The following is a 23,123-nucleotide window of genomic DNA, read 5'->3' as shown; positions in this document are numbered from 1 at the left end:
GATCACTTCCGGCGTGGCCTGCCCCTTACGGGAAGGTCAGCTTGAAGCTGTTGATGTAGCCGGTGTCGATGGACGCCTTGTCCTGGACACGGAGCTTCCAGACGCCGTTGGCGACCTCGGAGGAGGCGTTCACGGTGTAGGTCTGGTTGATGTTGTCGGCGCTGCCGCCGGAGCGGTTGTGCAGGTTGTAGACCGAGCCGTCGGGGGCGATGAGGTCGACGACGAGGTCACCGATGTAGGTGTGGACGATGTTCACACCGACCGAGAGGTTGCTCGGGGCGTTGCCGGTGACACCGGAGACGGTCACCGAGGAGGTCACCGCGGCGCCGTTGTCCGGGATCGAGACGTCGGCGGTGTTCTCGAAGACCTTGCCACCGGGGTTGCCACCGCCGGGACGGGTGCCCACGTTGATGGCGGCCCAGGCGTTCTCGACGGCCGTGACCTCGGCGCTGCCCGCGCCGTAGAGCTCGGTGGCCGCCGCGACGGTGCCCGTGCGGGCGCCGGCGTAGTTGGTGTTCGAGCTGAACTTGGTGGTGAGCGCCTTGAACCAGATCAGCGACGCCTTGTCCCGGCCGATGCCGGTGACGGGCAGGCCGTCGGAGGTCGGCGAGTCGTAGCTCACGCCGTTGATGGTCTTGGCGCCGCTGCCCTCGGAGAGCAGGTAGTAGAAGTGGTTCGCCGGGCCCGAGGAGTAGTGGACGTCGATGGAGCCGATGCCCGAGTACCACGCGTCCTTGGACGAGCCGTCCTTGCTCGGCTTGTCCATGTAGCGCAGCGGCGTGCCGTTGCCCCGGATGTCGATCTTCTCACCGACGAGGTAGTCGCCCTGGTCGGAGGAGTTGTTGGCGTAGAACTCGACGGCCGCCGCGAAGATGTCCGAGGTGGCCTCGTTGAGGCCGCCGGACTCGCCGCTGTAGACCAGGCCGGCCGTGTTGGAGGTGACGCCGTGCGTCATCTCGTGCGCGGCCACGTCGATCGAGGTCAGCGGCTTGGTGTTGCCGGACCCGTCCCCGTAGGTCATGCAGAAGCAGGAGTCCGACCAGAACGCGTTGACGTACGCGTTGCCGTAGTGGACCCGGGAGTACGCGCCGACGCCGTCACCGCGGATGCCGGTGCGGCCGTGCACGTTCTTGTAGTAGTCCCACGTGAGCGCGGCGCCGTAGTGCGCGTCGGCGCCCGCGGTGGCCCGGTTGGACGTCGTGCCGTTGCCCCAGGTGTCCGTGGTGTTGCTGAACAGCGTCCCGGTGCCCGACGTACCCCCGTTGAGGTCGTACGTCTTGTGGTTGCCGCGGCCCGTGTCGGTCAGGGTGTACGACGGGGCGGTGCCGAGGGTGACCTGGCCGCTGTACTGCGTGTTGCCGATGCCGGTCTCGATGGCCTGCCACTCGTACAGCTTGGCGCCGGTCTTGGCGTCCGTGACGACGTGCAGCTCGTTCGGGGTGCCGTCGTGCTGGAGGCCGCCGACGACGGTCTCGTACGCGAGGACGGGGGTGCCGTTGGCGGCCCACACGACCTTGCGCGGGGCGCGGTCGGCCTTGGTCTTCTTCGCGCCCTCGGCGTTCGCGCGGCCGAGCGCCTGCTTCTCGGCGGCGGCCGGCGCGACGGTCGCGGAGGCGGTGTCCACCTTCGTGATGTCGGCGCGGGTGGCCTTGGAGACGGAGGTCGTGGCGCCGGCCTTGGTCTCGGCGACGATCAGGTCGCCACCGAGGACGGGAAGGCCCGCGAAGGTGCGCTCGTAGCGCGTGTGGGTCGTGCCGTCGCGGTCCTGCACGACGTCACGGACGACCAGCTTCTCCTGGGCGCCGAGACCGAGCTGCTTCGCCGTGGCGGCGGTGTCCGCCTGGGCGGCGCGGATCAGCGCGGCGCGCTGGGCCGGGGAGAGGTCGGCCGGCAGCTTGCCGGGGTTGGCCTTGGACGCGGCCTGCGCCTGGGGGGCGGCGCCGAACTGGTCGGCGGCGGCGGTGCCGGTCTGGACGCCGACGGCGATCATGGCGGCGGCAGCGATCAGTGCGCCGGTCGCGGTGGCACGGCGGCTGGGCGTGGATCTCACGCAGACTCCTTTTGCGAGGGGGGTACCGGGGGGCTGGGTGAGGCCGCCCGGGCAGAGCAAACAGAGCTGTGGAGCACGTACGGGTGAAGCGGTGAACGTTGTTGCGAAGAGCCGGGGGAGAGATTGGCAGTTGGGAGCCTCGCCTGTCAGGACCGCGTCAACAAGTTGGCCGGAAATCGTTCGTTGCCCGTGCGTCGCTGTTCGTTAAGCGGACGTTTCGGCAATGGCAACGGAGCCGGTGTCGCACCCCGCTGCCGGTGTCACAGCATGGGAGCTCCGGGTGACGTCACGCCGTGCCCTACAAGGGCGTCCGTCCGCACCCTTCCACTCCTTGAGACGCCGGGTGTTCGCCGGGCGGGACCGCCCGCGGTCGGCGGAAGGCCGTGCCCCGGCGACGGACGGGCCTTCCGGAGGGGCGGGCCGGCGCGAGGAGAGGGCCTCCGCCCTCTCCTCCATCTCGACCGGATCACGGCGCTCGGGGTCCGGGTGAGGGGCAGGGGCGGCGGTCGCCGCCCCCGCGGCTCAGCCGACCAGGCTGTCCCGCCAGGCCCGGTGCAGACCGGCGTACCGGCCCTCGCCGCCGACCAGTTCGGCGGGCGAGCCGTCCTCCACCACGCGGCCCGCCTCCATCACCAGCACCCGGTCCGCCACCTCGACGGTGGACAGCCGGTGCGCGATCACCACCGCCGTACGGCCCGCGAGCACCGTGTCCATCGCCCGTTGCACCGCCCGCTCGCCCGGCACGTCCAGCGAGCTGGTCGCCTCGTCCAGGATCAGCACCGCGGGATCGGCCAGCAACGCGCGCGCGAAGGCGACCAGCTGGCGCTGACCGGCCGAGATGCGGCCGCCGCGCTTGCGGACGTCGGTGTCGTAGCCGTCCGGCAGTCCCGCGATGAAGTCGTGCGCGCCGATCGCCTTCGCCGCCTCCTCGATCTCCGCGCGGCTCGCCTCCGGCCGCCCGATCGCGATGTTCTCCGCGACCGTCCCCGAGAACAGGAACGCCTCCTGCGTCACCATCACCACGCCCCGGCGCAGTTCCGGCGTGGCGAGCTCGCGCAGATCGACCCCGTCGAGCAGGACCCGGCCCTCGGTCGGGTCGTAGAACCGGGCCAGCAGCTTCGCGAGCGTCGACTTGCCCGCGCCCGTCGCCCCGACGACGGCGACCGTCTGGCCGGCCGGGATCGTCAGGTCGAGGCGCGGCAGCACCTCGCCGCCCGTCCGGTACGCGAACCGGACCCCGTCGAACACCACCGCGCGCCCCGGCGCGCCGGTCCGCGCGGGCAGCTCCCGCGGCGCCACCGCCTCGGGGACGCCCGGCTCCTGGGCCAGCAGGCCCGCGATCTTGGTGAGTGAGGCGGCCGCCGACTCGTAGGAGTTGAGGAACATGCCCAGCCGGTCGATCGGGTCGTACAGCCGCCGCACGTACAGCACCGCCGCCGCGAGCACACCGAGCTCCAGGGAGCCGTCCGCGACCCGCCACGCGCCCCACAGGCACATGCCGGCCACCGCGGTGTTGGCGACCAGCCGCGAGCCGACCACGTAACGGGCCATCTCCAGGAGCGCGTCCCCGTTGCTGCGCGCGTGGCGCTTGTTGAGCACGGCGAACTCGGCGTCGTTGGCCTCCTCCCGGCGGAAGGCCCGCACCGGGCGGATGCCGTTCATCGTCTCCGCGAACTTCACAATCACCCTGGCGATCGCCGTGGAGCGCGCCGCGAAGACCACGGCCGAACGGCGCCGGTAGAGCCGTACGAGCAGGTACAGCGGCCCGAAGGAGGCCACCGCGACCGCGCCGACGCCCAGGTCGAGCCAGAGCAGCATCGCCGAGATCGACACGAACGAGAGCACGACGACGACCAGCTCCTGGAGCCCCTCGTTGAGCAGCTCCCGCAGTGACTCCACGTCGGTGGTGGACCGGGAGATCAGCCGGCCGGAGGTGTAGCGCTCGTGGAAGTCGACGCTGAGGACCTGCGCGTGCCGGAAGATCCGCCCGCGCAGGTCGAGCAGCACCGCCTGGTTGACCCGGGCCGCGACCCGGATGAAGGCGTACTGCAGCAGCCCGCCGCCCGCCGCGCACGCCAGGTACCCGAGCGCCACCGCGACGAGCGGCCCGTGGTCGCCGTCCCGGAAGGCCGGCACCCCCCGGTCGATCGCGTACGCCACGAGCAGCGGTCCCGCCTGCAGCGCCGCCTGCTGGACGAGCAGCAGCACCGCGGCCACCACGACCCGCGCCCGGTGCGCTGCGAGCAGCGACCGCAGCAGGCGGCCGGTGGCCCCCGGCGGGGCGGGCAGGTCGTCCTGGTCGAAGGGATCGGTGCCGGGCGCCGGGGCGGCCGGGGCGGTGGGCTCCGGCTCGTCCGCCGTCCGGTCGGCCGGCCGGGTCTGCGTCCCCGCGTCGCTCATCGCTCCTCGTTCCTCTCGCCGGACATCAGCCAGGCGTACTCCGCGCTGCTGCCCAGCAGTTCGTGATGGGTCCCCACCGCCGTCACCCGGCCGCCGGACAGCAGGGCGACACGGTCGGCGAGCAGCACGGTCGACGGGCGGTGCGCCACCACCAGGGCCGTCGTGTCGCGCAGCACCTCACGGAGGGCCGCCTCGACCCGGGCCTCGGTGTGCACGTCGAGCGCCGACAGCGGGTCGTCGAGGACCAGGAAGCGCGGGTTGCCGACGACCGCGCGGGCCAGGGCGAGCCGCTGCCGCTGCCCGCCCGACAGGCTCAGGCCCTGCTCGCCGACCTCGGTCGCGGCGCCGTCCGGGAGACGGTCGACGAAGCCGTCGGCCTGGGCGACGGCGAGCGCGCGCCGAAGCTCCGGACCGGCCGCGTCCGGACCCGCCCCCATCAGCACGTTCTCGCCGACGCTCGCCGAGAACAGGGTCGGTTCCTCGAACGCCATCGACACCAGGGTCCGCAGCCGCTCCCGCCCCATGAGCGCGATGTCCTCGCCGTCGAGCAGGATCCGCCCGCCGGTCGCCTCGTGCAGTCGCGGGACGAGCGCGGTGAGCGTGGTCTTGCCGGAACCGGTCGCACCGACCAGTGCCATGGTCTCGCCGGGCCGGATGTGCAGGTCGACGCCGTCGAGCACGGGCGGGGCGTCCGCGGGGGCGTCCGGGTAGCGGAAGGTGACGTTCTCGAACCGCACCCCGTCCGCGACCCGGTCCGCGCGGGGCTCGTCCCCGGTGTCCGCCGACGTCTCCTCGGCCGCGTCCATGACCTCGAAGTACCGCTCCGTCGCCGTCGCCGCCTCCTGGCTCATCGCCAGCAGGAAGCCGATCGACTCCACCGGCCAGCGCAGCGCGAGCGCCGTCGACAGGAACGCCACCAGCGTGCCCGCCGACAGGTCCCCGTCCGCGACCTGCACCGTGCCGATCACCAGTGCGGCGCCCACGGCCACCTCCGGCAGCAGCGTGATGAGCGCCCAGATCCCGGCCAGCAGCCGGGCCTTGCCCAGCTCCGTGCCGCGCAGCCGCTCCGCCAGGATCCGGAACGCCTCCGCCTGGCTGCGGTGCCGGCCGAAGCCCTTGACGATGCGGATGCCGAGCACGCTCTCCTCGACGACCGTCGTCAGATCGCCCACCTGGTCCTGCGCCCGCCGCGCCACGACCGCGTACCGCCGCTCGAAGACCGAACAGAGGACCACCATCGGCGCCACCGGCGTCAGCAGCACCAGGCCGAGCGACCAGTCCTGGGCGAGCAGCACCACGTAACCGGCCAGGATCGTCACGCCGTTGACCAGCAGGAAGGTCAGCGGGAACGCCAGGAACATCCGGACCATCATCAGGTCCGTGGTGCCGCGCGACAGGAGCTGGCCGGACGCCCACCGGTCGTGGAAGGCGATCGGCAGCCGCTGCAGCCGCCGGTACAGGGCGCCGCGCATGGCCGCCTCGACCCCGGCCAGCGGGCGGGCCACCAGCCAGCGCCGGAGGCCGAAGAGCAGCGCCTCCGCGATGCCCAGCAGCAGCAGGTACAGCGCGCCCAGCCAGACCCCGGTGGTGTCGCCGTCCGTGACCGGCCCGTCGACCAGCCACTTCAGGACGAGCGGGATGACCAGCGACAGACAGGACGCGACGGTCGCGACGACGGCCGCGGTGAAGAGGCGTACGCGCACGGGCCGGACGTACGGCCACAGGCGCAGCAGCGCGCGCACGGCCGAGCGTGCGTGCGGGTCCTTGGGGGGTGTGTGTTCTGAAGGCATCAGGTCCGAGCCTAGGGTTCACCCCTGACATCGCTCACGTGGTTTTCCGGCCCACGGGCCGCCGCGCCGCCCTCCGGCCGCCCGTCGCGTAGGATCACCCGCCATCGATCCTGGGGCGGGAATGAGGAACACCACGGTGGGGACCACGCACGACCACACGACCGGGCGCCGGCGCGCCGCGGCGGCCCTGGTACCGCTGCTGCTCACGGCGCTGGCGGCCTGCCAGTCCGGAGGCGGCGGCACCACCGGCGCCACTCCGTCGCCGACCGTGACACCCGTCTTCGACGTACGCCTCGACGACCAGCTCCAGGCGGCCACCAAGGCCACCACGGCGGCCGGCAACGCGGCCTTCACCTCGACGCTCCGCTACGGCTCCGCCCACGGCACCGCCGTGGACCGCGCGACCGGCACGCAGGACTACACCGCGGACGCCGCCCGCGCCGAGCGCGAGCTGAGCGTCCCGCGCCGCTTCCCCGCGGAAGCCGCGGAGGACCTGGGCGCCCGGCCCGGCGCGGCGCCCGTGTCCGAGACGTACGTGATCAAGGGCGGCCAGGTCGACTACCGGACCCGGCAGGGCGGTTGGCTGCGCTACTCCTCGCAGGCGTCCATGGACGTCGTCGACCTCTACGGCGGCATCCTCGACCGGGCCGGCGAGACCGCGCCGTACGGCGGGACCCTCGCCGAGGTGGTACGGACCGCCGACGCGACGCAGCAGCCCGTCAAGGGAGCGGACGGCAGCCGTACGTACGAGCTGACCGTGGCGCCCCAGACCGCCGCGCCGGCGCTGCCGTACTTCCTCCGGGACCCGCTGACGTACGCCAGGGGCGGCGAGCGGGTCGCGCTGACCGTGGTGCTAGACGCGCGGGGCCGGCTCCTGCGCGCGAGCGCCGACTACACGCCCGTCCTGAAGGTCATGCACGCGGAGGGCGTCCTCGAGGGCGTGACCTCCCTCAAGGCGGAGTACTCCCTCAGCGGCCTCGGCAGCACCCGGCTGCCCGGCCCGGAGGCCGGTCGGGAGACGAGGACCGAGGACGCCGAGAAGGCCCTCACCCCGCTGACCGAGGTCCGGCCCGGCTCCTGCGGCTCGACCGACACCGGCCTCGGCGGCAGCCTCGACCTGGTCCGGGTGGTCCCCTGCGGGAAGACCGCGGACCTGCGGGTCTTCGGACAGGTGACGGTGAAGGAGACCGTCCAGGGCAACCCGGACGGCGTCGCCAACCGTAAGGCCGGCGAGCGCTGCGGCACGAAGTTCCGCTCGGCGCCGGCCGCCTGGGTCGCCGACGCCCGTCCGCACGGCACGTACTACTCGTACGGCGCGGGCAGCTCCAGCTCCCCGTACACCGGCCCGGACGCCGACGTCGAGGGCGCCTTCACCTGCTACGTGCTCACCTCCTAGCGGGCGCTCGTCAGCCCCCCACCCTCAGCAGCACCACCGAGCGACCCGCCACCGTGATCGTCCCGCCGCCCCGGTGCACCGTGCCCGGGGCGGCCGACTGCTCCTCCAGGGCGGTGTCCAGGAGGAGTTCGTACGACTCCGCCCAGGGCGGGCCCGGGAGCCGGTAGTCCACCGGACGGTGACCGGCGTGCAGGACGGCGAGGAAGCTGTCGTCGGTGACCTGCTCGCCGCGGGCGTCACGGCCCGGTATGTCGCGGCCCGACAGGTAGAGGCCGAGCGTGGCGGCGGGGGCGTACCAGTCGCCCTCGGTCATCTCGGCGCCCTCGGCGGTGAACCAGGCCAGGTCGCGCAGCCCGTCGGCCTGTGCCCGGCCCGAGAAGAAGGCGCGGCGGCGCAGCACCGGGTGCCGGTGGCGCAGCTCCAGGAGGCGGCGGGTGAGGGCGAGCAGCTGGGCGCGGCCGGGGTCCTCGGGGAGCGTCCAGTCCAGCCAGCCGATCTCGTTGTCCTGGCAGTAGGCGTTGTTGTTGCCGCCCTGGGTGCGGCCCATCTCGTCGCCCGCGACCAGCATGGGCACGCCGGTCGACAGCAGCAGCGTGGTCATCAGATTGCGCAGCTGGCGGCGGCGCAGCGTGTTGACGGCCGGGTCCTCGGTCTCGCCCTCGGCGCCGCAGTTCCAGGAGCGGTTGTCGTGGGTGCCGTCCCGGTTGCCCTCGCCGTTGGCCTCGTTGTGCTTGCGCTCGTACGTGACGAGGTCGCGCAGGGTGAAGCCGTCGTGGGCGGTGACGAAGTTGACGGAGGCGTACGGGCGCCGGCCGCCCCACGCGTACAGGTCGCTGGAGCCGGACAGCCGGTAGCCGAGGTCCCGCACGTCGGGCAGGGCGCCGCGCCAGAAGTCCCGCACGGCGTCGCGGTAGCGGTCGTTCCACTCCGTCCACAGCGGCGGGAAGGAGCCCACCTGGTAGCCGCCGTTGCCGACGTCCCACGGCTCGGCGATGAGCTTGACCCGGCGCAGCACCGGGTCCTGGGCGATGACGGCGAGGAACGGGGAGAGCATGTCGACGTCGTGGAAGGAACGGGCCAGGGCCGCCGCCAGGTCGAAGCGGAAACCGTCCACGCCCATCTCCGTCACCCAGTAGCGCAGCGAGTCGGTGATGAGCCGGAGCACCTGGGGCTGCACCACGTGCAGGGTGTTGCCGCAGCCGGTGTAGTCGGCGTAGCGGCGGGCGTCGGACTGCAGCCGGTAGTAGCCGCGGTTGTCGATGCCCTTCAGGGACAGGGTGGGACCGAGCTCGCCCGCCTCCGCCGTGTGGTTGTAGACCACGTCGAGGATGACCTCGATGCCGGCCGCGTGCAGCGCCCGCACCATCCGCTTGAACTCGCCGACCTGCTGCCCGGCGGTGCCGGACGACGAGTACCCGGCGTGCGGGGCGAAGTAGCCGACCGAGTTGTACCCCCAGTAGTTGCCGAGGCCCCGCCGCAGCAGATGGTCCTCGTGCGCGAACTGGTGCACCGGCAGCAGCTCGACCGCGGTCACCCCGAGCTCCGTGAGGTGCTCGATGGCGGCCGGGTGGGCGAGCCCCGCGTAGGTGCCGCGCAGATGCTCCGGAATGCCGGGGTGGAGCCGCGTGAAGCCCTTCACGTGCAGCTCGTAGATGACCGAGTCGGGCCACGGCGTCTTGGGGCGGCGGTCGTCGGACCAGTCGTCGTCGTCCTGGACGACCACCCCCTTGGGCACGTGCGGGGCGGAGTCCCGCTCGTCGCGCACGGTGTCGGCGACGTGCTGCTGCGGCCAGTCCCGCACGTGCCCGTACACCTCGGGCGGCAGCGAGAACTCCCCGTCGACGGCCCGTGCGTACGGGTCGAGGAGTAGCTTCGCCGGATTCCAGCGGGCCCCGGTCCACGGGTCCCACCGGCCGTGCACCCGGTAGCCGTAGCGCTGCCCGGGGCCGACGCCCGGCACGAAGCCGTGCCAGATCTCGTGCGTGAGCTCGGTCAGCTCCAGGCGGGTCTCGGTGCCGTCGGGGTCGAACAGGCACAGTTCCACCGCCTCCGCCCCGCCCGCCCACAGCGCGAAGTTGGTGCCCGCGACCCCGTCGGGCCCGACCCGGCACCGGGCGCCGAGCGGCGTGGGCGCACCCGGCCACACCACCCGGCCCGGCCGCCCCTCCGGGGCGCGGGCATGCTGACGTACCGCCTCCTGCTCGGCTGCGCTCGACACCGTCCCGGCCTCCCGCGGCTCTCCTACGCGAGGAGGGCCGCGGCGTCCCGGCCGCGGCACCCCGCACGTGGTCCTCCCACCTGTTCTGCCCGCACGGCCGTGCTCCCAACATGCCGGGCGCGCACGTTTCCCCTGGAGGGTGGCCGTCGTTGGGCTGAGCGTGACTCTTGTACTGAAGCGGGCGGGGTACGCGTTCGCCGTCGCGGCCCTCCTCGCGGGCCTCGCGGGCTGCACCGGACCGGACGGCGGCGGGGGAGTCGATCTCACGCTCCCGGGCAAGGCGCGGGCGCCCGGGGACGTGATCCGGGTGAGCCCGGAGGACGGCAGCCGCGGGGTGTCGGCCGACGGCCCCCTGGAGATCGAGGTGGACAGCGGGCGCCTGGAGCGGGTGAGCGTCGTCCAGGTGGAGGACGCGCAGCGGACCCAGGTGGCGGGGGAGATCTCGACGGACGGGCTGCGCTGGCGGCCCCTGGCCGGCACCCGGCTCGCGCTGGCCGCCAAGTACAGCGTGGACGCCGTCGCGCTCGACGCGCACGGGCGGCGCTCGGCCCGGCACACCACCTTCACGACCGTCGTCCCCGAGCACCGTTTCATCGGCTACTTCAAACCGGAGAACCGCTCCACGGTCGGCACCGGCATGATCGTCTCCTTCTCCTTCAACCGGGAGATCGAGAACCGGGCGGAGGTCGAGCGGGCCGTCCGGATCACCTCGGACCCGCCGGTGGAGGTCGTCGGCCACTGGTTCGGCAAGGACCGCCTCGACTTCCGCCCGGCCGCGTACTGGAAGCCGGGCACCAAGGTCACCGTCGAGCTCGCGCTGCGCGACGTCGAGGGCGCCCCGGGCGTGTACGGCATCCAGCGCAAGACGGTCGGCTTCACGGTGGGCCGCTCGCAGGTCTCGCTCGTCGACGCCGAGAAGCACACCATGGAGATCCGCCGGGACGGCGGGGTGCTCACCACCCTGCCGGTGACGGCCGGGGCGCCGAAGACCACCACGTACAACGGCAAGATGGTGGTCACCGAGCTGTACGACGTGACGCGGATGGACGGACGGACCGTCGGCTTCGGCGGCGAGTACGACATCAAGGACGTGCCGCACGCGATGCGGCTCACCGACTCCGGGACCTTCCTGCACGGCAACTACTGGGCGGCGGAGTCGACGTTCGGCTCGGCCAACGTCAGCCACGGCTGTGTCGGGCTCCGTGACGTGAAGGGCGGCGGCTCGGACACCCCGGCCGGCTGGTTCTTCGACCGGACCCTGATCGGGGACGTCGTGGAGGTCGTGAACTCGCGCGACAAGCAGGTCGACCCGGACAACGGGCTGGGCGGCTGGAACCTGGAATGGAGCCGTTGGAAGGCCGGTTCCGCGCTGCGCTGAGCCCCACGGCGGGCCCGGGGCGCCTCCCCGCCCTCCCTATCACGCCAACTGGGACTGAACGGTGACATTCACGAGGAACTTTCGTGTCCTGGGGTGTGATTATCTAACGCCGTGTGCGCGGGAGTATGCGCACGGGGGTGGGGCCCAGGCAGTGCCGGGTCGCGTGAGGGGAGAACACCATAGTGAACGGGCAGCCGATATCCGGGACGACCACCGGACGACGCCGCCGTGGCGCCCGCCTCGGGGCGCTGGCGACGGGGACGCTGCTCCTCGTCCTGACCGCGTGCGGGGGTGGTGGCACCGGCGGCGACGCCAAGGGGGGCCAGGACTCCGGCGGCGCGGGCGGCAAGCAGGAGATCGCGGCCTCCCAGGCCGTGGTGACGGTCGCTCCGAAGGACGGCGCCGACTCGGTCGCCACCAGCGGCGCGCTGAAGGTGACCGCGGAGCAGGGCAAGCTCACCACGGTGACGGTCGCCGACACCGAGGGCAACGCGGTCGAGGGCAAGCTGTCCGCCGACGGCAGCAGCTGGGAGCCGCTCGGCCACCTGGCCGCGAGCACCCAGTACAAGGTGCACGCGATCGCGAAGGACACCGAGGGCCGTGAGTCGGCGAAGGACACCACCTTCTCCACCCTCACCCCGAAGAACACCTTCGTCGGCCACTACAAGCCGGAGAACGGCGAGACCGTCGGCGTCGGCATGCCGGTCTCCATCAACTTCACCCGCGGCATCACCGACCCGGAGGCCGTCGAGCGCGCCATCAAGGTGACGGCGGAGCCGGCCGTGGAGATCGAGGGCCACTGGTTCGGCAACGACCGGCTCGACTTCCGTCCGGAGGACTACTGGGCCGCGGGCACCAAGGTGACCGTGAAGCTCAACCTGGACGGCGTCGAGGGCCGCCCGGGCGTGTACGGCAAGCAGAAGAAGACCTTCTCCTTCACCATCGGGCGCCGCCAGGTCTCCACGGTGGACGCCTCCGCCCACACGATGAAGATCGAGCGTGACGGCGCGGTCGTCAAGACCCTGCCGATCACCGCGGGCGCGCCGTCCACGACCACGTACAACGGTCAGATGGTCATCAGCGAGAAGTACAAGGTGACCCGCATGAACGGTGCCACCGTGGGCTTCGGCGGCGAGTACGACATCAAGGACGTGCCGCACGCCATGCGTCTGTCGAACTCCGGCACCTTCGTGCACGGCAACTACTGGGCCTCGTCCTCGACGTTCGGCTCCTCCAACGTCAGCCACGGCTGCGTCGGTCTGCGCGACTCGCGCGGCGCCGGGGACAGCTCGACGCCGGCGGCCTGGTTCTACGACCACTCGCTGATCGGTGACGTCGTGGTCGTGAAGAACTCGAAGGACAAGCAGATCCAGCCGGACAACGGCCTCAACGGCTGGAACATGTCCTGGTCGGAGTGGAAGGCCTGACACGCCTTCGGACGTGACGCCCCGCGGGGTGTCGCTCTCCTCGACGCGGGCCCCGGTGCTGTGACCAACGGCACCGGGGCCCGCGTCGTTAACGGCGGCTAACCTTCGGACCATGACTGTGAACCTCGAAGTCGCCGAAGGCGTCGGCACGATCCGCCTCGACCGCCCCCCGATGAACGCCCTGGACATCGCCACCCAGGACCGGCTCCGCGAGCTGGCCCAGGAGGCGACCGACCGCGACGACGTGCGGGCCGTGATCCTCTACGGCGGCGAGAAGGTGTTCGCGGCCGGCGCGGACATCAAGGAGATGCAGGTCATGGACCACGCGGCCATGATCAAGCGGTCCCGAGGGCTCCAGGACGCCTTCACCGCGGTCGCCCGCATCCCGAAGCCGGTCGTCGCGGCCGTCACCGGCTACGCCCTCGGCGGCGGCTGCGAGCTCGCGCTGTGCGCCGACTACCGGATCGCCGCGGACAACGCCAAGCTGGGCCAGCCCGAGATCCTGCTCGGCCTCATCCCGGGCGCCGGCGGCACCCAGCGCCTGGCCCGTCTCGTCGGCCCCTCCAAGGCCAAGGACCTCATCTTCACCGGCCGCATGGTGAAGGCGGACGAGGCCCTCACGCTCGGCCTGGTCGACCGGGTCGTCCCGGCCGCCGAGGTCTACGAGCAGGCCCACGCCTGGGCCGCCAAGCTCGCCCAGGGCCCGGCCATCGCGCTGCGCGCGGCCAAGGAGTCGATCGACCAGGGCCTGGAGGCGGACATCGACACGGGCCTCGCCATCGAGCGCAACTGGTTCGCCGGTCTGTTCGCCACCGAGGACCGCGAGCGCGGCATGCGCAGCTTCGTGGAGGAGGGTCCGGGGAAGGCCAAGTTCGTCTGAGATCCCCGCATTTCTGACGAACGGCGCCTGCCTTCGGCACATGCCGGAGGCAGCTCCGTGGAATTGTCGATTCCGGGGGATCGAATCCCCCGGAACGCCCACGCGCCCCGCTCCGTCCGGCCATGATGGGGGCATGGCGGGCCTGGAAGGTATGGATCAACCGCGGCAGCGCGGCGGTGCGACCGCCGCACGGTGGGTGCCGGCCGCCGAGGACGAACAGGCCGCGGAAGCACTGCAGTTGTACGGGAACCCGGCCGAGGAGGACGCCCGGCTGCCGTCCCGGCCCGAGTCCGCCGCGGTGGCCCGCCGGCTCACCCAGTGGGTCGTCCTGCGCCACTGGGGGCTCACCCCCCAGATCGCCGAGCACGCGGTGCTGCTCGTCTCCGAGCTCGTCGGCAACGCCGTCCGCCACACGGGCGCGCGCGTCTTCGCCCTCCGCATGCTCCGCCGTCGCGGCTGGATCCGCATCGAGGTCCGCGATCCCTCGCGCGGGCTGCCCTGCCTGATGCCGGTCGGGGAGCTCGACACGAGCGGGCGCGGCCTCTTCCTCGTCGACAAGCTCTCCGACCGCTGGGGCGTCGACCTGGCCCCCCGCGGCAAGACGACCTGGTTCGAGATGCGGGTCGGCGACCGCTGAGCCGGGTGGTCCCTCCGGATGCACGAAAGCCCCCGTTCGCCCTGGTGGGGCGCTGGGGGGCTTCCGTGTGGTGCGCCGTGGAATAGGGGGGGTGTATCCACGGCCGCTAGGACGACCTGGCCCGGGTCAATGGGGGTCGTGTCTCCGACTATGGCAGACAGGTGGCCTCAGCGCCAAAAGCCCCTACTGGGGCAGAACCGGACAAACGCTGACAGTTTACCGATGAATCGTTGGTGACCTAGAGCACCCACCTTATAAAGCATGAATAAGTATGGCGTTCATCGGGTGTTTCCCTGTGTCGTCCGCATGGTGGACGGTCTGGCGCGACCCGCAAACGTCCTGAATCGGCCCAATCGTTATCTTTCCGGCTTACCCGCCTTTAAATGGTCCCGTGATGCCGACCGACCGCCGCGGTGCCCTCCGGGCCGGCGCGGCCACCGCCCTCGCGGGGGCCCTCACCACCGCCTGCGGCACGGAGCCCTGCCCCGCGCCCCGACCCCAGGGCCCCGCCCCCGCCGCCCCCGTCGCCGCCCCCGCGCCCCGCCACTGGCCCGGCCTCCCCACCGAGATCACCCACGGCCCCCGCGACCGCCCGAGGGTCGCCCTCACCTTCCACGGCCAGGGCGATCCCGCGATCGCCCGCGCCCTCCTCGACCAGGCCGAACGGCACGGCGCCCGGGTCACCGTCCTCGTCGTCGGCGACTGGCTCGACCAGCACCCGGAACTGGCCCGCCGCGTCCTCGACGGCGGCCACGACCTCGGCAACCACACCCAGCGCCACACCGACGTCAACGCCATGAGCGAGGCCGAGGCCTACGCCGAGATCGAGGGCTGCGCCCGCCGGCTGCGCCGCCTCACCGGCTCCATCGGCACCTGGTTCCGGCCCTCCCGCACCCAGCACGCCGCCGAGAGCGTCCGCCGCGCCGCCCACCGCGCCGGATACCCGCACGTGCTCTCGTACGACGTCGACTCCCTCGACTTCACCTCGCCCGGCCCCGCCGCCGTCGCCGCCCACGTCACCGGGAGCATCCGCAACGGCTCGGTCGTCAGCCTCCACTTCGGCTACCCGGACACCGTCGCCGCCCTGCCCCTCCTCCTCGCCGACCTCGACCGCCGCGGCCTCTCCGCGGTGACCACCACGGAGCTGCTGACCTGATGCCGACCTTCGCCCCCCGCCCGAAGACACTGGCCGCCGCCACCCTGCTGCTCGCCCTCGGGCTCGCCGGCTGCGACAGCCCCGGCCCCGCCGACACCGGCGGCGGCACCAAGAAGGCCGCCGCGCTCCCCGCCGTGCCGAAGGCCGCCGCCCCCGCCGGGCTGCCCGGCATGCCGCCGCTGCTCCGGTCCGACGACGTCTACGCCGCCGACCGGCCGAACCGGCTCTCCCCCGTGGTCAAGGACTTCCCCTCCCGGGTCTACGTCCCCAACACCAACTCCAACACGGTCACCGTCATCGACCCCGCCACCTACAAGGTCGTCGAGACCATCCCCGTCGGCGCCCAGCCGCAGCACGTCGTCCCCTCCTGGGACCTCAAGACCCTCTGGGTCAACAACGACCGCGGCCACACGCTCACCCCCATCGACCCGGCCACCGGCGTCGCCGGCAAGCCGGTCGCGGTCCACGACCCGTACAACCTCTACTTCACCCCGAACGGCAAGTACGCGATCGTCATGGCCTCGCTCGACCGCGAGCTCGTCTTCCGCGACCCCCACACCATGGAGCGGAAGAAGACCGTCCCGGTCAGCTGCTACGGCGTCAACCACGCCGACTTCTCCGCCGACGGGCGCTACTTCGTCGTCTCCTGCGAGTTCTCCGGCGAGCTGCTCAAGGTCGACACCGAGAAGATGGAGGTCATCGGCCAGCAGAAGCTGCCCTTCCAGGGCGCCATGCCGCAGGACGTGAAGATCTCGCCGGACGGCACGACCTTCTACATCGCCGACATGATGGCCCACGGCATGTGGGTCCTCGACGGCGAGAAGTTCACCACCCCGCGGCTGCTGCCCACCGGCAAGGGCTGCCACGGCCTCTACGTCTCCCGCGACTCCAGGGAGATGTACGTCTCCAACCGGGGCGAGGGATCCGTCTCCGTCTTCGACTTCACGCAGAACAAGCTCACCAAGAAGTGGCGGCTCCCCGCCGGCGGCTCCCCCGACATGGGCGGGGTCTCCGCCGACGGCAAGGTCCTCTGGCTCTCCGGCCGCTACGACGCCGAGGTCTACGCGATCGACACCACGACCGGGAAGCAGCTGGCCCGCATCCCGGTCGGCAGCGGCCCGCACGGCCTGGCGGTCTATCCGCAGCCCGGCCGCTACTCCCTCGGCCACACGGGCATCTTCCGCTGAGGCCGCTTCTTTCGGATCAGGCCGGCTCACGGCCTGATCCGCACGCCACGACCTCGGCCGTCCCGATCGGCCCCGGGCCACCGGGGCAGCTCGGGACCGTCGTCCTAGCCGGCCACCAGCAGCGCCTCCGCGCCGACCGGGCGGTAACCCGCCGCCTGGAAGGTGCGGACGCTGCGGGCGTTGCCGGGGGTGTTCTGGGCCCACACCACGGCGTCCGGAGTCAGATGCCGGGCCGCCGTCGCGAGCGCCCGGCCCAGGCCCCGGTGCCGTACGCCCTCGTCCACCTCGACGGCGACCTCCATACGGCCCGCCACGCCCCGGCCCATGATCAGCACCCCGCCGTCCGCGGCCCAGACCCGGACCTCGTCGCGGTACTTCAGCGCGCGGGCCACCCGCGGATGCTCCTTGTCCTCGATCTCCCGCAGTGCGATCCCCGGCTCGCCCGGCAGGGCGCCGGCGACCGTCATCAGGTCGACCGCGTTCACGTACCGGCCGGTGCGCGCCATCAGCGCCGCGTGGAACCGCGGGGTCATGCTCGCCACCAGCGGATCCGTCGACGCCGCCGCCAACTCCGCCCGGATCCAGTCCGGATCCTCGTCCAGGAACACCACCGAGTGCGCCGTGAACGACAGCACCCCGGCGTCCCGGCCGTTCGGCTGCGCGATGATCGTCGTCGTGCCGTCCGGCGGGGGGAACTCCCCGCGTGCCGCCGCCCCCAGTATCCGTGCCACGTCGCTGCTCATACCGCCATCATCCGTCACCGGCCCGCCCGCTAATCTGACCCCCGACATCGAAGCACCATGAAGGGGCGGAAGCAGTGGCGGACATCGATTCGGCGCGCACGGCATTCAACAAGTTCGACGTGGACGGGGACGGCTTCATCACGGCCGCCGAGTACAAGCACGTCATGGCCGAGATGGGCGACTTCCACGTGACGGAGACCGTGGCCGAGGCGCTCATCAAGCAGCGCGACGACAACGGCGACGGCAAGCTCTCCTGGGACGAGTTCTGGTCCCACCTCAGCCAGGCCTGAGCCGACCGGGGCGCGGACGGGCGGAGCCGTAGGACCACGCGTACGTACGTGAGCCGCCGTCCGTCCGGCCCCCGGAGACGCGCAGGGGGGGCGACCCCCGCGGGCGTCTGCCGTCGTGACCGGCCCGACCGGACGAGCGACGATGCGTGAGCGGGAGGACAATGAGAGTGACCCCCCACCCCCTCACCCCCCATGTCCACTGCCCTGCGGTTGGTGCGTCGATTGCTGACGGCGGTGCTCCTGAGCGCGGCGATCAGCGTGGGACCGGTCGCCCTCGCACCCCTGACGGTCCTGCTGCCCCGGGCCGCCGCGGCCTCTCTCACCCTTGACCCTGACACCGGGCCGCCCGGTCGGTACGTCACCCTCCACGGGTCCTTCCCGGCCTGCGGGGCGGCGTCGGTCTCCTTCGACGGGGCGGGAGTCGGGGGCGCGGTGTACGACCCGGACACCCAGGAGCTCGACGGTTCCCTCACGGTCCCGCAGGACGCCTCCCCGGGCCCGCACCCGGTCACGGTCACCTGTGCCCCCGAGGGCACGTCCGCGTCGGCGTCCTTCACGGTGACCGGCGGGCCGGACGGCGGCACCACCACCACCGACCCACCGCCCGCCGAGGACCCGGCGCTGACCCTCACCCCGGACCACGGGTCGATCGGCGACGTCATCGCCGTCCAGGGCTCGGGCTTCGCCGTGTGCTCGCCCCGGACCGTCGACCTCTACATCGTCGACGGACCCGGCATCGCCACCGGGCTCCCCGTCTCGGAAAGGGGCCACTTCTCGTACCGCGAGACCGTCCCGCCGAACACCACCCCGGACACCTACACCTTCCGGGCCGCCTGCAGCGGTGACGCGTCCCGCTACGCGGACGCCCCGCTGACGGTCACTCCGACGGGCGGCGGGACGGACACCGGGGGCACGGATACGGGTGGCACGGACACCGGCGGGACCGACACGGGTGGCACGGACACGGGCGGGACGGACACGGGTGGCACGGACACGGGCGGGACGGACACGGGTGGCACGGACACCGGCGGGACCGACACGGGCGGGACGGACACCGGCGGGACCGACACGGGCGGGACGGACACCGGCGGGACGGACACGGGTGGCACGGACACCGGCGGGACGGACACGGGTGGCACGGACACCGGCGGGACCGGCACCGGGGGTGACTCCGGAGGCGGTGGCGGCGGAGGTTCCGCCACCCCGGTCGGGGTGGTCGTCGGATCGACGTCCGGCGCCGCGCTCGCCCTCGCCGCCGCGGCGGCCGCCTACTTCGGGCGGCTGCACCGCGGGCCCCGCTGGGTGCACAAGCACGTACGCGCCGCCCTCCGGCCCGCGACCGGTGCCACGCAGCTGACCGAGGACCGGGCGTCCGGCGAGCCCCCGACCCACACCACCCGGCTCGACCCGCATCCGGACCCCGGCCGCCAGACCCTCCACGAGGAGGAGCGATGACCACGACCGCGCCCCCCACGGCCCCGCCCACGACGTCCGTCCGCTCGTTCCTGCTGGGGCCGGGGGAGGGCCTCGACGGCCCGCTGCGGGCCCACGGCACGACGGGACCGCTGCTCGCCCCGGTGCGCGGCCGCACCACGCCGGCCGCCGACCGGGCCGTCGAGCACGAGCTGGCGACGGTCGTGGACGACTTCCTGGGGCTGGACGTGCTGGATCTCGCGGCGGGCGGCTGGCGCGGCCACTCGGCCCTGCGGGCCGCCGCGCGGCGCACCCGGGACCTGCCGGGCAGCGAGGAGGTCGTGGCGCTCGCACGCCACCGGATCACCTCCACGCACCGGCCCACCGTCGACCTCTACGTGGACGGCGCGAAGCTCGGCACCCTGGCCGTGGAGCTGAATCTGGTCCTCTGGGTCTCAGGGCTGGTGTGCGTGGTCCGCGACGCGTGTCTGACCGGCGTGCGGTCGGGGGACTGCGCGGTGGACGCGAGCCTCGCGGTCCAGGGCGCGACGCTCGCCGAGCGCAAGGGCGGCCGCCTGGACCTGCCCGGCACCTTCGCGTCCCGCGGCCCCGTCCCGCTCCTGCGGGACGAGCCGAGAGCCCGGGAGACCCCGACCGTCCCGGGGGTCGGGACGCGCTGACCCTCCGTGGCGCCGGCGGCGGTGGCGCGCTCCGTCAGCGGGCCCCTCGTGAAGACGTGCCCGGGGAACGCAGGGAGAGCCGGGGACACGAAGGGCCCTGACCGCGCCGTCCGGAGGACGACGTGCCGGTCAGGGCCCAGGGGGCCGGGATCAGCGGCTCAGCACTCGATGATGTTGACCGCGAGGCCGCCGCGCGCCGTCTCCTTGTACTTCACGCTCATGTCCGCGCCGGTCTCCTTCATGGTCTTGATGACCTTGTCGAGGGAGACCAGGTGGCTGCCGTCGCCGCGCATCGACATCTTCGCGGCCGTGACGGCCTTGACCGCCGCCATGCCGTTGCGCTCGATGCACGGGATCTGGACCAGGCCGCCGACCGGGTCGCAGGTCAGGCCCAGGTTGTGCTCCATGCCGATCTCGGCGGCGTTCTCGACCTGCTCCGGGCTGCCGCCCAGGACCTCGGCGAGGGCGCCGGCGGCCATGGAGCAGGCGGAGCCGACCTCGCCCTGGCAGCCGACCTCGGCGCCCGAGATGGAGGCGTTCTCCTTGAAGAGCATGCCGATCGCGCCGGCGGCGAGGAGGAAGCGGACCACGCCGTCCTCCTTCTCCTCCTCCGAGGAGCCGCCGGCGCCGAAGTTCATGTAGTAGTGCAGGACCGCGGGGATGATGCCGGCGGCACCGTTCGTCGGAGCGGTGACCACGCGGCCGCCCGCCGCGTTCTCCTCGTTCACGGCCATCGCGTAGAGCGTGATCCACTCCATCGCGTGCGCGGCCGGGTCGCCCTCGGAGCGCAGCTTCCGGGCCGACGTGGCGGCGCGGCGGCGGACCTTCAGGCCGCCGGGCAGGATGCCCTCGCGGGACATGCCCCGGGAGACGCAGGCCTGCATGACCCGCCAGATCTCCAGGAGGCCGGTGCGGATCTCGTCCTCGGTGCGCCAGGCCTTCTCGTTCTCCAGCATCAGCGAGGAGATCGACAGGCCGGTCTCCTTGGTGAGCCGGAGCAGCTCGTCACCGGTGCGGAAGGGGTACTTCAGGACGGTGTCGTCCGGCACGATCGGGTTCTCGCCCGCGACCGCGTCCTCGTCCACGACGAAGCCGCCGCCGACCGAGTAGTACGTCTTCTCCAGGACGAGCGCGCCCTCGGAGTCGTACGCGAAGACCGTCATGCCGTTGGCGTGGTACGGCAGCGCCTTGCGGCGGTGCAGGATCAGGTCGTCGTCGAACGAGAACGGGATCTCGTGGGCGCCGAGCAGGTTGATCCGCCCGCTCTCCTTGATCCGCTCGAACTCGTCGTCGGCGGTCTCCACATTCACCGTGCGCGGCGAGTGGCCCTCCAGGCCGAGCAGCACCGCCTTCGGGGTGCCGTGGCCGTGGCCGGTCGCACCGAGCGACCCGTACAGCTCCGCCCGTATGGCCGCCGTGTGGGCGAGCAGGCCCTCGTTCTTCAGGCGGCGGGCGAACATGCGGGCCGCGCGCATCGGGCCCACCGTGTGGGAGCTCGACGGGCCGATGCCGATCGAGAACAGGTCGAAGACCGAGATGGCCACGGGGACTCCTTGTGGGGGCTGGACGCCGTTGTCTGCCGGGGTGGTGCAGAACAAGCAGGAAGAGCGGGGCGGACGGCAAAGGGGTGGGGCACCGCGCCCACTGTCCAGTGTGCGCGGTGCCCCGGATTTTTCGTACGAACGAGCGTTGGAACTAAAGCGTACGAAATTACTTCAGGCCGGGGTACAGCGGGTGCTTCTCGGCGAGAGCCGTCACCCGGGCCTTCAGGGCCTCGGCGTCGAAACCGGGCTTCAGCGTCTCGGCGATGACGTCGGCGACCTCGCGGAAGTCCTCGGCCCGGAAGCCGCGGGTGGCGAGGGCCGGCGTGCCGATGCGCAGGCCGGAGGTGACCATCGGCGGGCGCGGGTCGTTCGGAACGGCGTTCCGGTTGACCGTGATGCCCACCTCGTGGAGCCGGTCCTCGGCCTGCTGGCCGTCGAGCTCCGAGTTCCGCAGGTCGACGAGGAGCAGGTGCACGTCGGTGCCGCCGGACAGGACGGAGACGCCGTGCTGCGTGACGTCGTCCTGGACCAGACGCTCGGCGATGATCTTCGCGCCCTCCAGGGTGCGCTCCTGGCGCTCCTTGAACTCCTCCGAGGCCGCGACCTTGAAGGAGACGGCCTTGGCCGCGATCACGTGCTCCAGCGGGCCGCCCTGGAAGCCGGGGAAGACCGAGGAGTTCAGCTTCTTGGCGAACTCCTTCTTCGCCAGGATGATGCCGCCGCGCGGGCCGCCGAGCGTCTTGTGCGTGGTGGAGGTCACCACGTCCGCGTACTCGACCGGGTTCGGGTGCAGACCCGCGGCGACCAGGCCCGCGAAGTGGGCCATGTCGACCCACAGGTAGGCCTCGACCTCGTCGGCGATCCGGCGGAACTCGGCGAAGTCCAGCTGGCGCGGGTAGGCGGACCAGCCCGCGATGATCACCTTCGGGCGGTGCTCCTTGGCGAGGCGCTCGACCTCGGCCATGTCGACCAGACCGGCCTCGTCCACGTGGTACGCGACCACGTTGAACTGCTTGCCGGAGAAGTTCAGGCGCATGCCGTGGGTGAGGTGGCCGCCGTGCGCCAGGTCCAGGCCGAGGATCGTGTCGCCGGGCTGGGCGATCGCGAACAGGGCGGCCTGGTTGGCGGAGGCGCCGGAGTGCGGCTGGACGTTGGCGTACTCGGCGCCGAACAGGTCCTTGATCCGGTCGATCGCGATCTGCTCGGCCACGTCGACGTGCTCGCAGCCGCCGTAGTAGCGACGGCCCGGGTAGCCCTCGGCGTACTTGTTGGTGAGGACCGAGCCCTGGGCCTCCATGACCGCGACCGGAGCGAAGTTCTCCGAGGCGATCATCTCGAGGGTGGACTGCTGACGGCGGAGCTCGGCGTCGACGGCGGCGGCGACGTCCGGGTCCAGCTCGTGGAGAGGGGTGTTCAGAAGCGACATGAATCGATCCCTAGGGGGTCTCGGTTAGCCGGCGGTGAAGGCGGTGTACTCGTCGGCGGAGAGCAGGTCGCCCGGCTCGTCCGTGATGCGCACCTTGAACAGCCAGCCACCCTCGAACGGGGCGGTGTTCACCAGCGCCGGGTCGTCCACGACGTCCTGGTTCGCCGCGACGACCTCACCCGTGACCGGGGAGTACAGCTCGCTGACCGACTTGGTGGACTCCAGCTCGCCGCAGTCCTCGCCCGCGGTCACGGTGGCGCCGACCTCGGGAAGCTGGACGTACACGATGTCGCCGAGGGCGTTGGCCGCGTGCTCGGTGATGCCGACCGTGGCGACGCCGTCCTCGACGGCCGACAGCCACTCGTGCTCCTTGCTGTAACGCAGCTGCTGGGGGTTGCTCATGAGCTGATTCTCCTGGATCGGGGGAGTGCTGATGTACGTGGGTCTTGCGGGGTGAGACGTGTCCTGAGACGAATGCGTCACGTCCGGCGCCGAAGGGGCTTACGCC

The 23,123-nt window shown here is 72.3% G+C and carries 18 protein-coding genes; 10 read left to right on the top strand and 8 right to left on the bottom strand.

Annotated features, from left to right (window positions below; all coding sequences use genetic code 11):
* Positions 1 to 25: 25 nt before the first annotated feature.
* The 3 genes from ACIRQF_RS18075 to ACIRQF_RS18065 all read right to left on the bottom strand — a co-directional run bounded on the left by ACIRQF_RS18075 (position 26) and on the right by ACIRQF_RS18065 (position 6,240).
* Entirely contained in the window at positions 26 to 2,050 is a 2,025-nt protein-coding gene (locus tag ACIRQF_RS18075) for a M4 family metallopeptidase (RefSeq protein ID WP_404093234.1), read from the bottom strand.
* A gap of 522 nt (positions 2,051 to 2,572) precedes the next feature.
* Positions 2,573 to 4,450 (bottom strand): ABC transporter ATP-binding protein, encoded by a 1,878-nt coding sequence (locus ACIRQF_RS18070; protein ID WP_404093231.1) that lies wholly within the window; start codon positions 4,448 to 4,450, stop codon positions 2,573 to 2,575.
* Complete coding sequence (locus ACIRQF_RS18065) at positions 4,447 to 6,240, bottom strand: ABC transporter ATP-binding protein (protein ID WP_404093228.1); 1,794 nt, start codon at positions 6,238 to 6,240, stop codon at positions 4,447 to 4,449. The genes ACIRQF_RS18070 and ACIRQF_RS18065 overlap by 4 nt, the downstream gene beginning before the upstream one ends.
* 136 nt (positions 6,241 to 6,376) lie before the next feature.
* Between ACIRQF_RS18065 and ACIRQF_RS18060 the strand changes: the two genes are divergently transcribed.
* Positions 6,377 to 7,636: a hypothetical protein gene (locus ACIRQF_RS18060; protein WP_404093226.1), complete on the top strand. Its 1,260-nt coding sequence runs from the start codon at positions 6,377 to 6,379 to the stop codon at positions 7,634 to 7,636.
* 10 nt (positions 7,637 to 7,646) lie between these two features.
* Here the strand turns inward: ACIRQF_RS18060 and glgX are convergent, their stop codons facing one another.
* Positions 7,647 to 9,854, bottom strand: coding sequence for a glycogen debranching protein GlgX (glgX, locus tag ACIRQF_RS18055; protein ID WP_404093224.1), 2,208 nt, complete (start codon positions 9,852 to 9,854; stop codon positions 7,647 to 7,649).
* 160 nt (positions 9,855 to 10,014) lie between these two features.
* On the opposite strand from glgX, the gene ACIRQF_RS18050 reads away from it, so the two are divergent.
* From ACIRQF_RS18050 to ACIRQF_RS18025, 6 genes are all read left to right on the top strand, one after another.
* Positions 10,015 to 11,232, top strand: a complete 1,218-nt coding sequence (locus ACIRQF_RS18050; RefSeq protein WP_404093222.1) for an Ig-like domain-containing protein — start codon at positions 10,015 to 10,017, stop codon at positions 11,230 to 11,232.
* Positions 11,233 to 11,414: 182 nt separating this feature from the next.
* Positions 11,415 to 12,659 carry an Ig-like domain-containing protein gene (locus ACIRQF_RS18045; protein WP_404093219.1) on the top strand — a complete coding sequence of 415 codons (1,245 nt, stop codon included), beginning with the start codon at positions 11,415 to 11,417 and terminating at the stop codon, positions 12,657 to 12,659.
* 112 nt (positions 12,660 to 12,771) lie between these two features.
* Positions 12,772 to 13,539 (top strand): enoyl-CoA hydratase/isomerase family protein, encoded by a 768-nt coding sequence (locus ACIRQF_RS18040; RefSeq protein WP_376638373.1) that lies wholly within the window; start codon positions 12,772 to 12,774, stop codon positions 13,537 to 13,539.
* A 133-nt stretch (positions 13,540 to 13,672) separates the two neighbouring features.
* Positions 13,673 to 14,176: an ATP-binding protein gene (locus ACIRQF_RS18035; protein ID WP_376638372.1), complete on the top strand. Its 504-nt coding sequence runs from the start codon at positions 13,673 to 13,675 to the stop codon at positions 14,174 to 14,176.
* A 394-nt stretch (positions 14,177 to 14,570) separates the two neighbouring features.
* Positions 14,571 to 15,332 (top strand): polysaccharide deacetylase family protein, encoded by a 762-nt coding sequence (locus ACIRQF_RS18030; RefSeq protein ID WP_404093216.1) that lies wholly within the window; start codon positions 14,571 to 14,573, stop codon positions 15,330 to 15,332.
* Complete coding sequence (locus ACIRQF_RS18025; protein ID WP_404093213.1) at positions 15,332 to 16,519, top strand: YncE family protein; 1,188 nt, start codon at positions 15,332 to 15,334, stop codon at positions 16,517 to 16,519. The genes ACIRQF_RS18030 and ACIRQF_RS18025 overlap by 1 nt, the downstream gene beginning before the upstream one ends.
* A 104-nt stretch (positions 16,520 to 16,623) precedes the next feature.
* Here the strand turns inward: ACIRQF_RS18025 and ACIRQF_RS18020 are convergent, their stop codons facing one another.
* The gene (locus ACIRQF_RS18020) at positions 16,624 to 17,262 is read right to left on the bottom strand and encodes a GNAT family N-acetyltransferase (RefSeq protein WP_404093211.1); all 639 of its coding nucleotides are present in this window, start codon (positions 17,260 to 17,262) and stop codon (positions 16,624 to 16,626) included.
* 74 nt (positions 17,263 to 17,336) lie between these two features.
* On the opposite strand from ACIRQF_RS18020, the gene ACIRQF_RS18015 reads away from it, so the two are divergent.
* The 3 genes from ACIRQF_RS18015 (at position 17,337) to ACIRQF_RS18005 (ending at position 19,645) form a co-directional block, all read left to right on the top strand.
* On the top strand, positions 17,337 to 17,552 hold the full coding sequence (locus ACIRQF_RS18015; RefSeq protein ID WP_376638368.1) for an EF-hand domain-containing protein: 216 nt from the start codon (positions 17,337 to 17,339) through the stop codon (positions 17,550 to 17,552).
* Between the two features lie 192 nt (positions 17,553 to 17,744).
* Positions 17,745 to 19,007: a hypothetical protein gene (locus ACIRQF_RS18010; protein ID WP_404093209.1), complete on the top strand. Its 1,263-nt coding sequence runs from the start codon at positions 17,745 to 17,747 to the stop codon at positions 19,005 to 19,007.
* Positions 19,004 to 19,645, top strand: a complete 642-nt coding sequence (locus ACIRQF_RS18005) for a hypothetical protein (protein ID WP_404093206.1) — start codon at positions 19,004 to 19,006, stop codon at positions 19,643 to 19,645. Before ACIRQF_RS18010 ends, ACIRQF_RS18005 begins: the two co-directional genes overlap by 4 nt.
* 158 nt (positions 19,646 to 19,803) lie before the next feature.
* Here ACIRQF_RS18005 and ACIRQF_RS18000 read toward each other — a convergent pair whose 3' ends face one another.
* The 3 genes from ACIRQF_RS18000 to gcvH all read right to left on the bottom strand — a co-directional run bounded on the left by ACIRQF_RS18000 (position 19,804) and on the right by gcvH (position 23,017).
* Positions 19,804 to 21,189 (bottom strand): L-serine ammonia-lyase, encoded by a 1,386-nt coding sequence (locus ACIRQF_RS18000; RefSeq protein WP_376638365.1) that lies wholly within the window; start codon positions 21,187 to 21,189, stop codon positions 19,804 to 19,806.
* A gap of 166 nt (positions 21,190 to 21,355) precedes the next feature.
* Positions 21,356 to 22,615 carry a serine hydroxymethyltransferase gene (gene glyA, locus ACIRQF_RS17995; RefSeq protein ID WP_365338071.1) on the bottom strand — a complete coding sequence of 420 codons (1,260 nt, stop codon included), beginning with the start codon at positions 22,613 to 22,615 and terminating at the stop codon, positions 21,356 to 21,358.
* A gap of 24 nt (positions 22,616 to 22,639) precedes the next feature.
* Positions 22,640 to 23,017 (bottom strand): glycine cleavage system protein GcvH, encoded by a 378-nt coding sequence (gene gcvH / locus ACIRQF_RS17990; protein WP_376638364.1) that lies wholly within the window; start codon positions 23,015 to 23,017, stop codon positions 22,640 to 22,642.
* Positions 23,018 to 23,123: the final 106 nt, after the last annotated feature.

Source organism: Streptomyces sp. NPDC101191, assembly GCF_044767915.1.
Taxonomy (GTDB): domain Bacteria; phylum Actinomycetota; class Actinomycetes; order Streptomycetales; family Streptomycetaceae; genus Streptomyces.
Note: the sequence above shows the minus strand (reverse complement) of the source record. Positions and strands in the feature narration are given on the sequence as shown.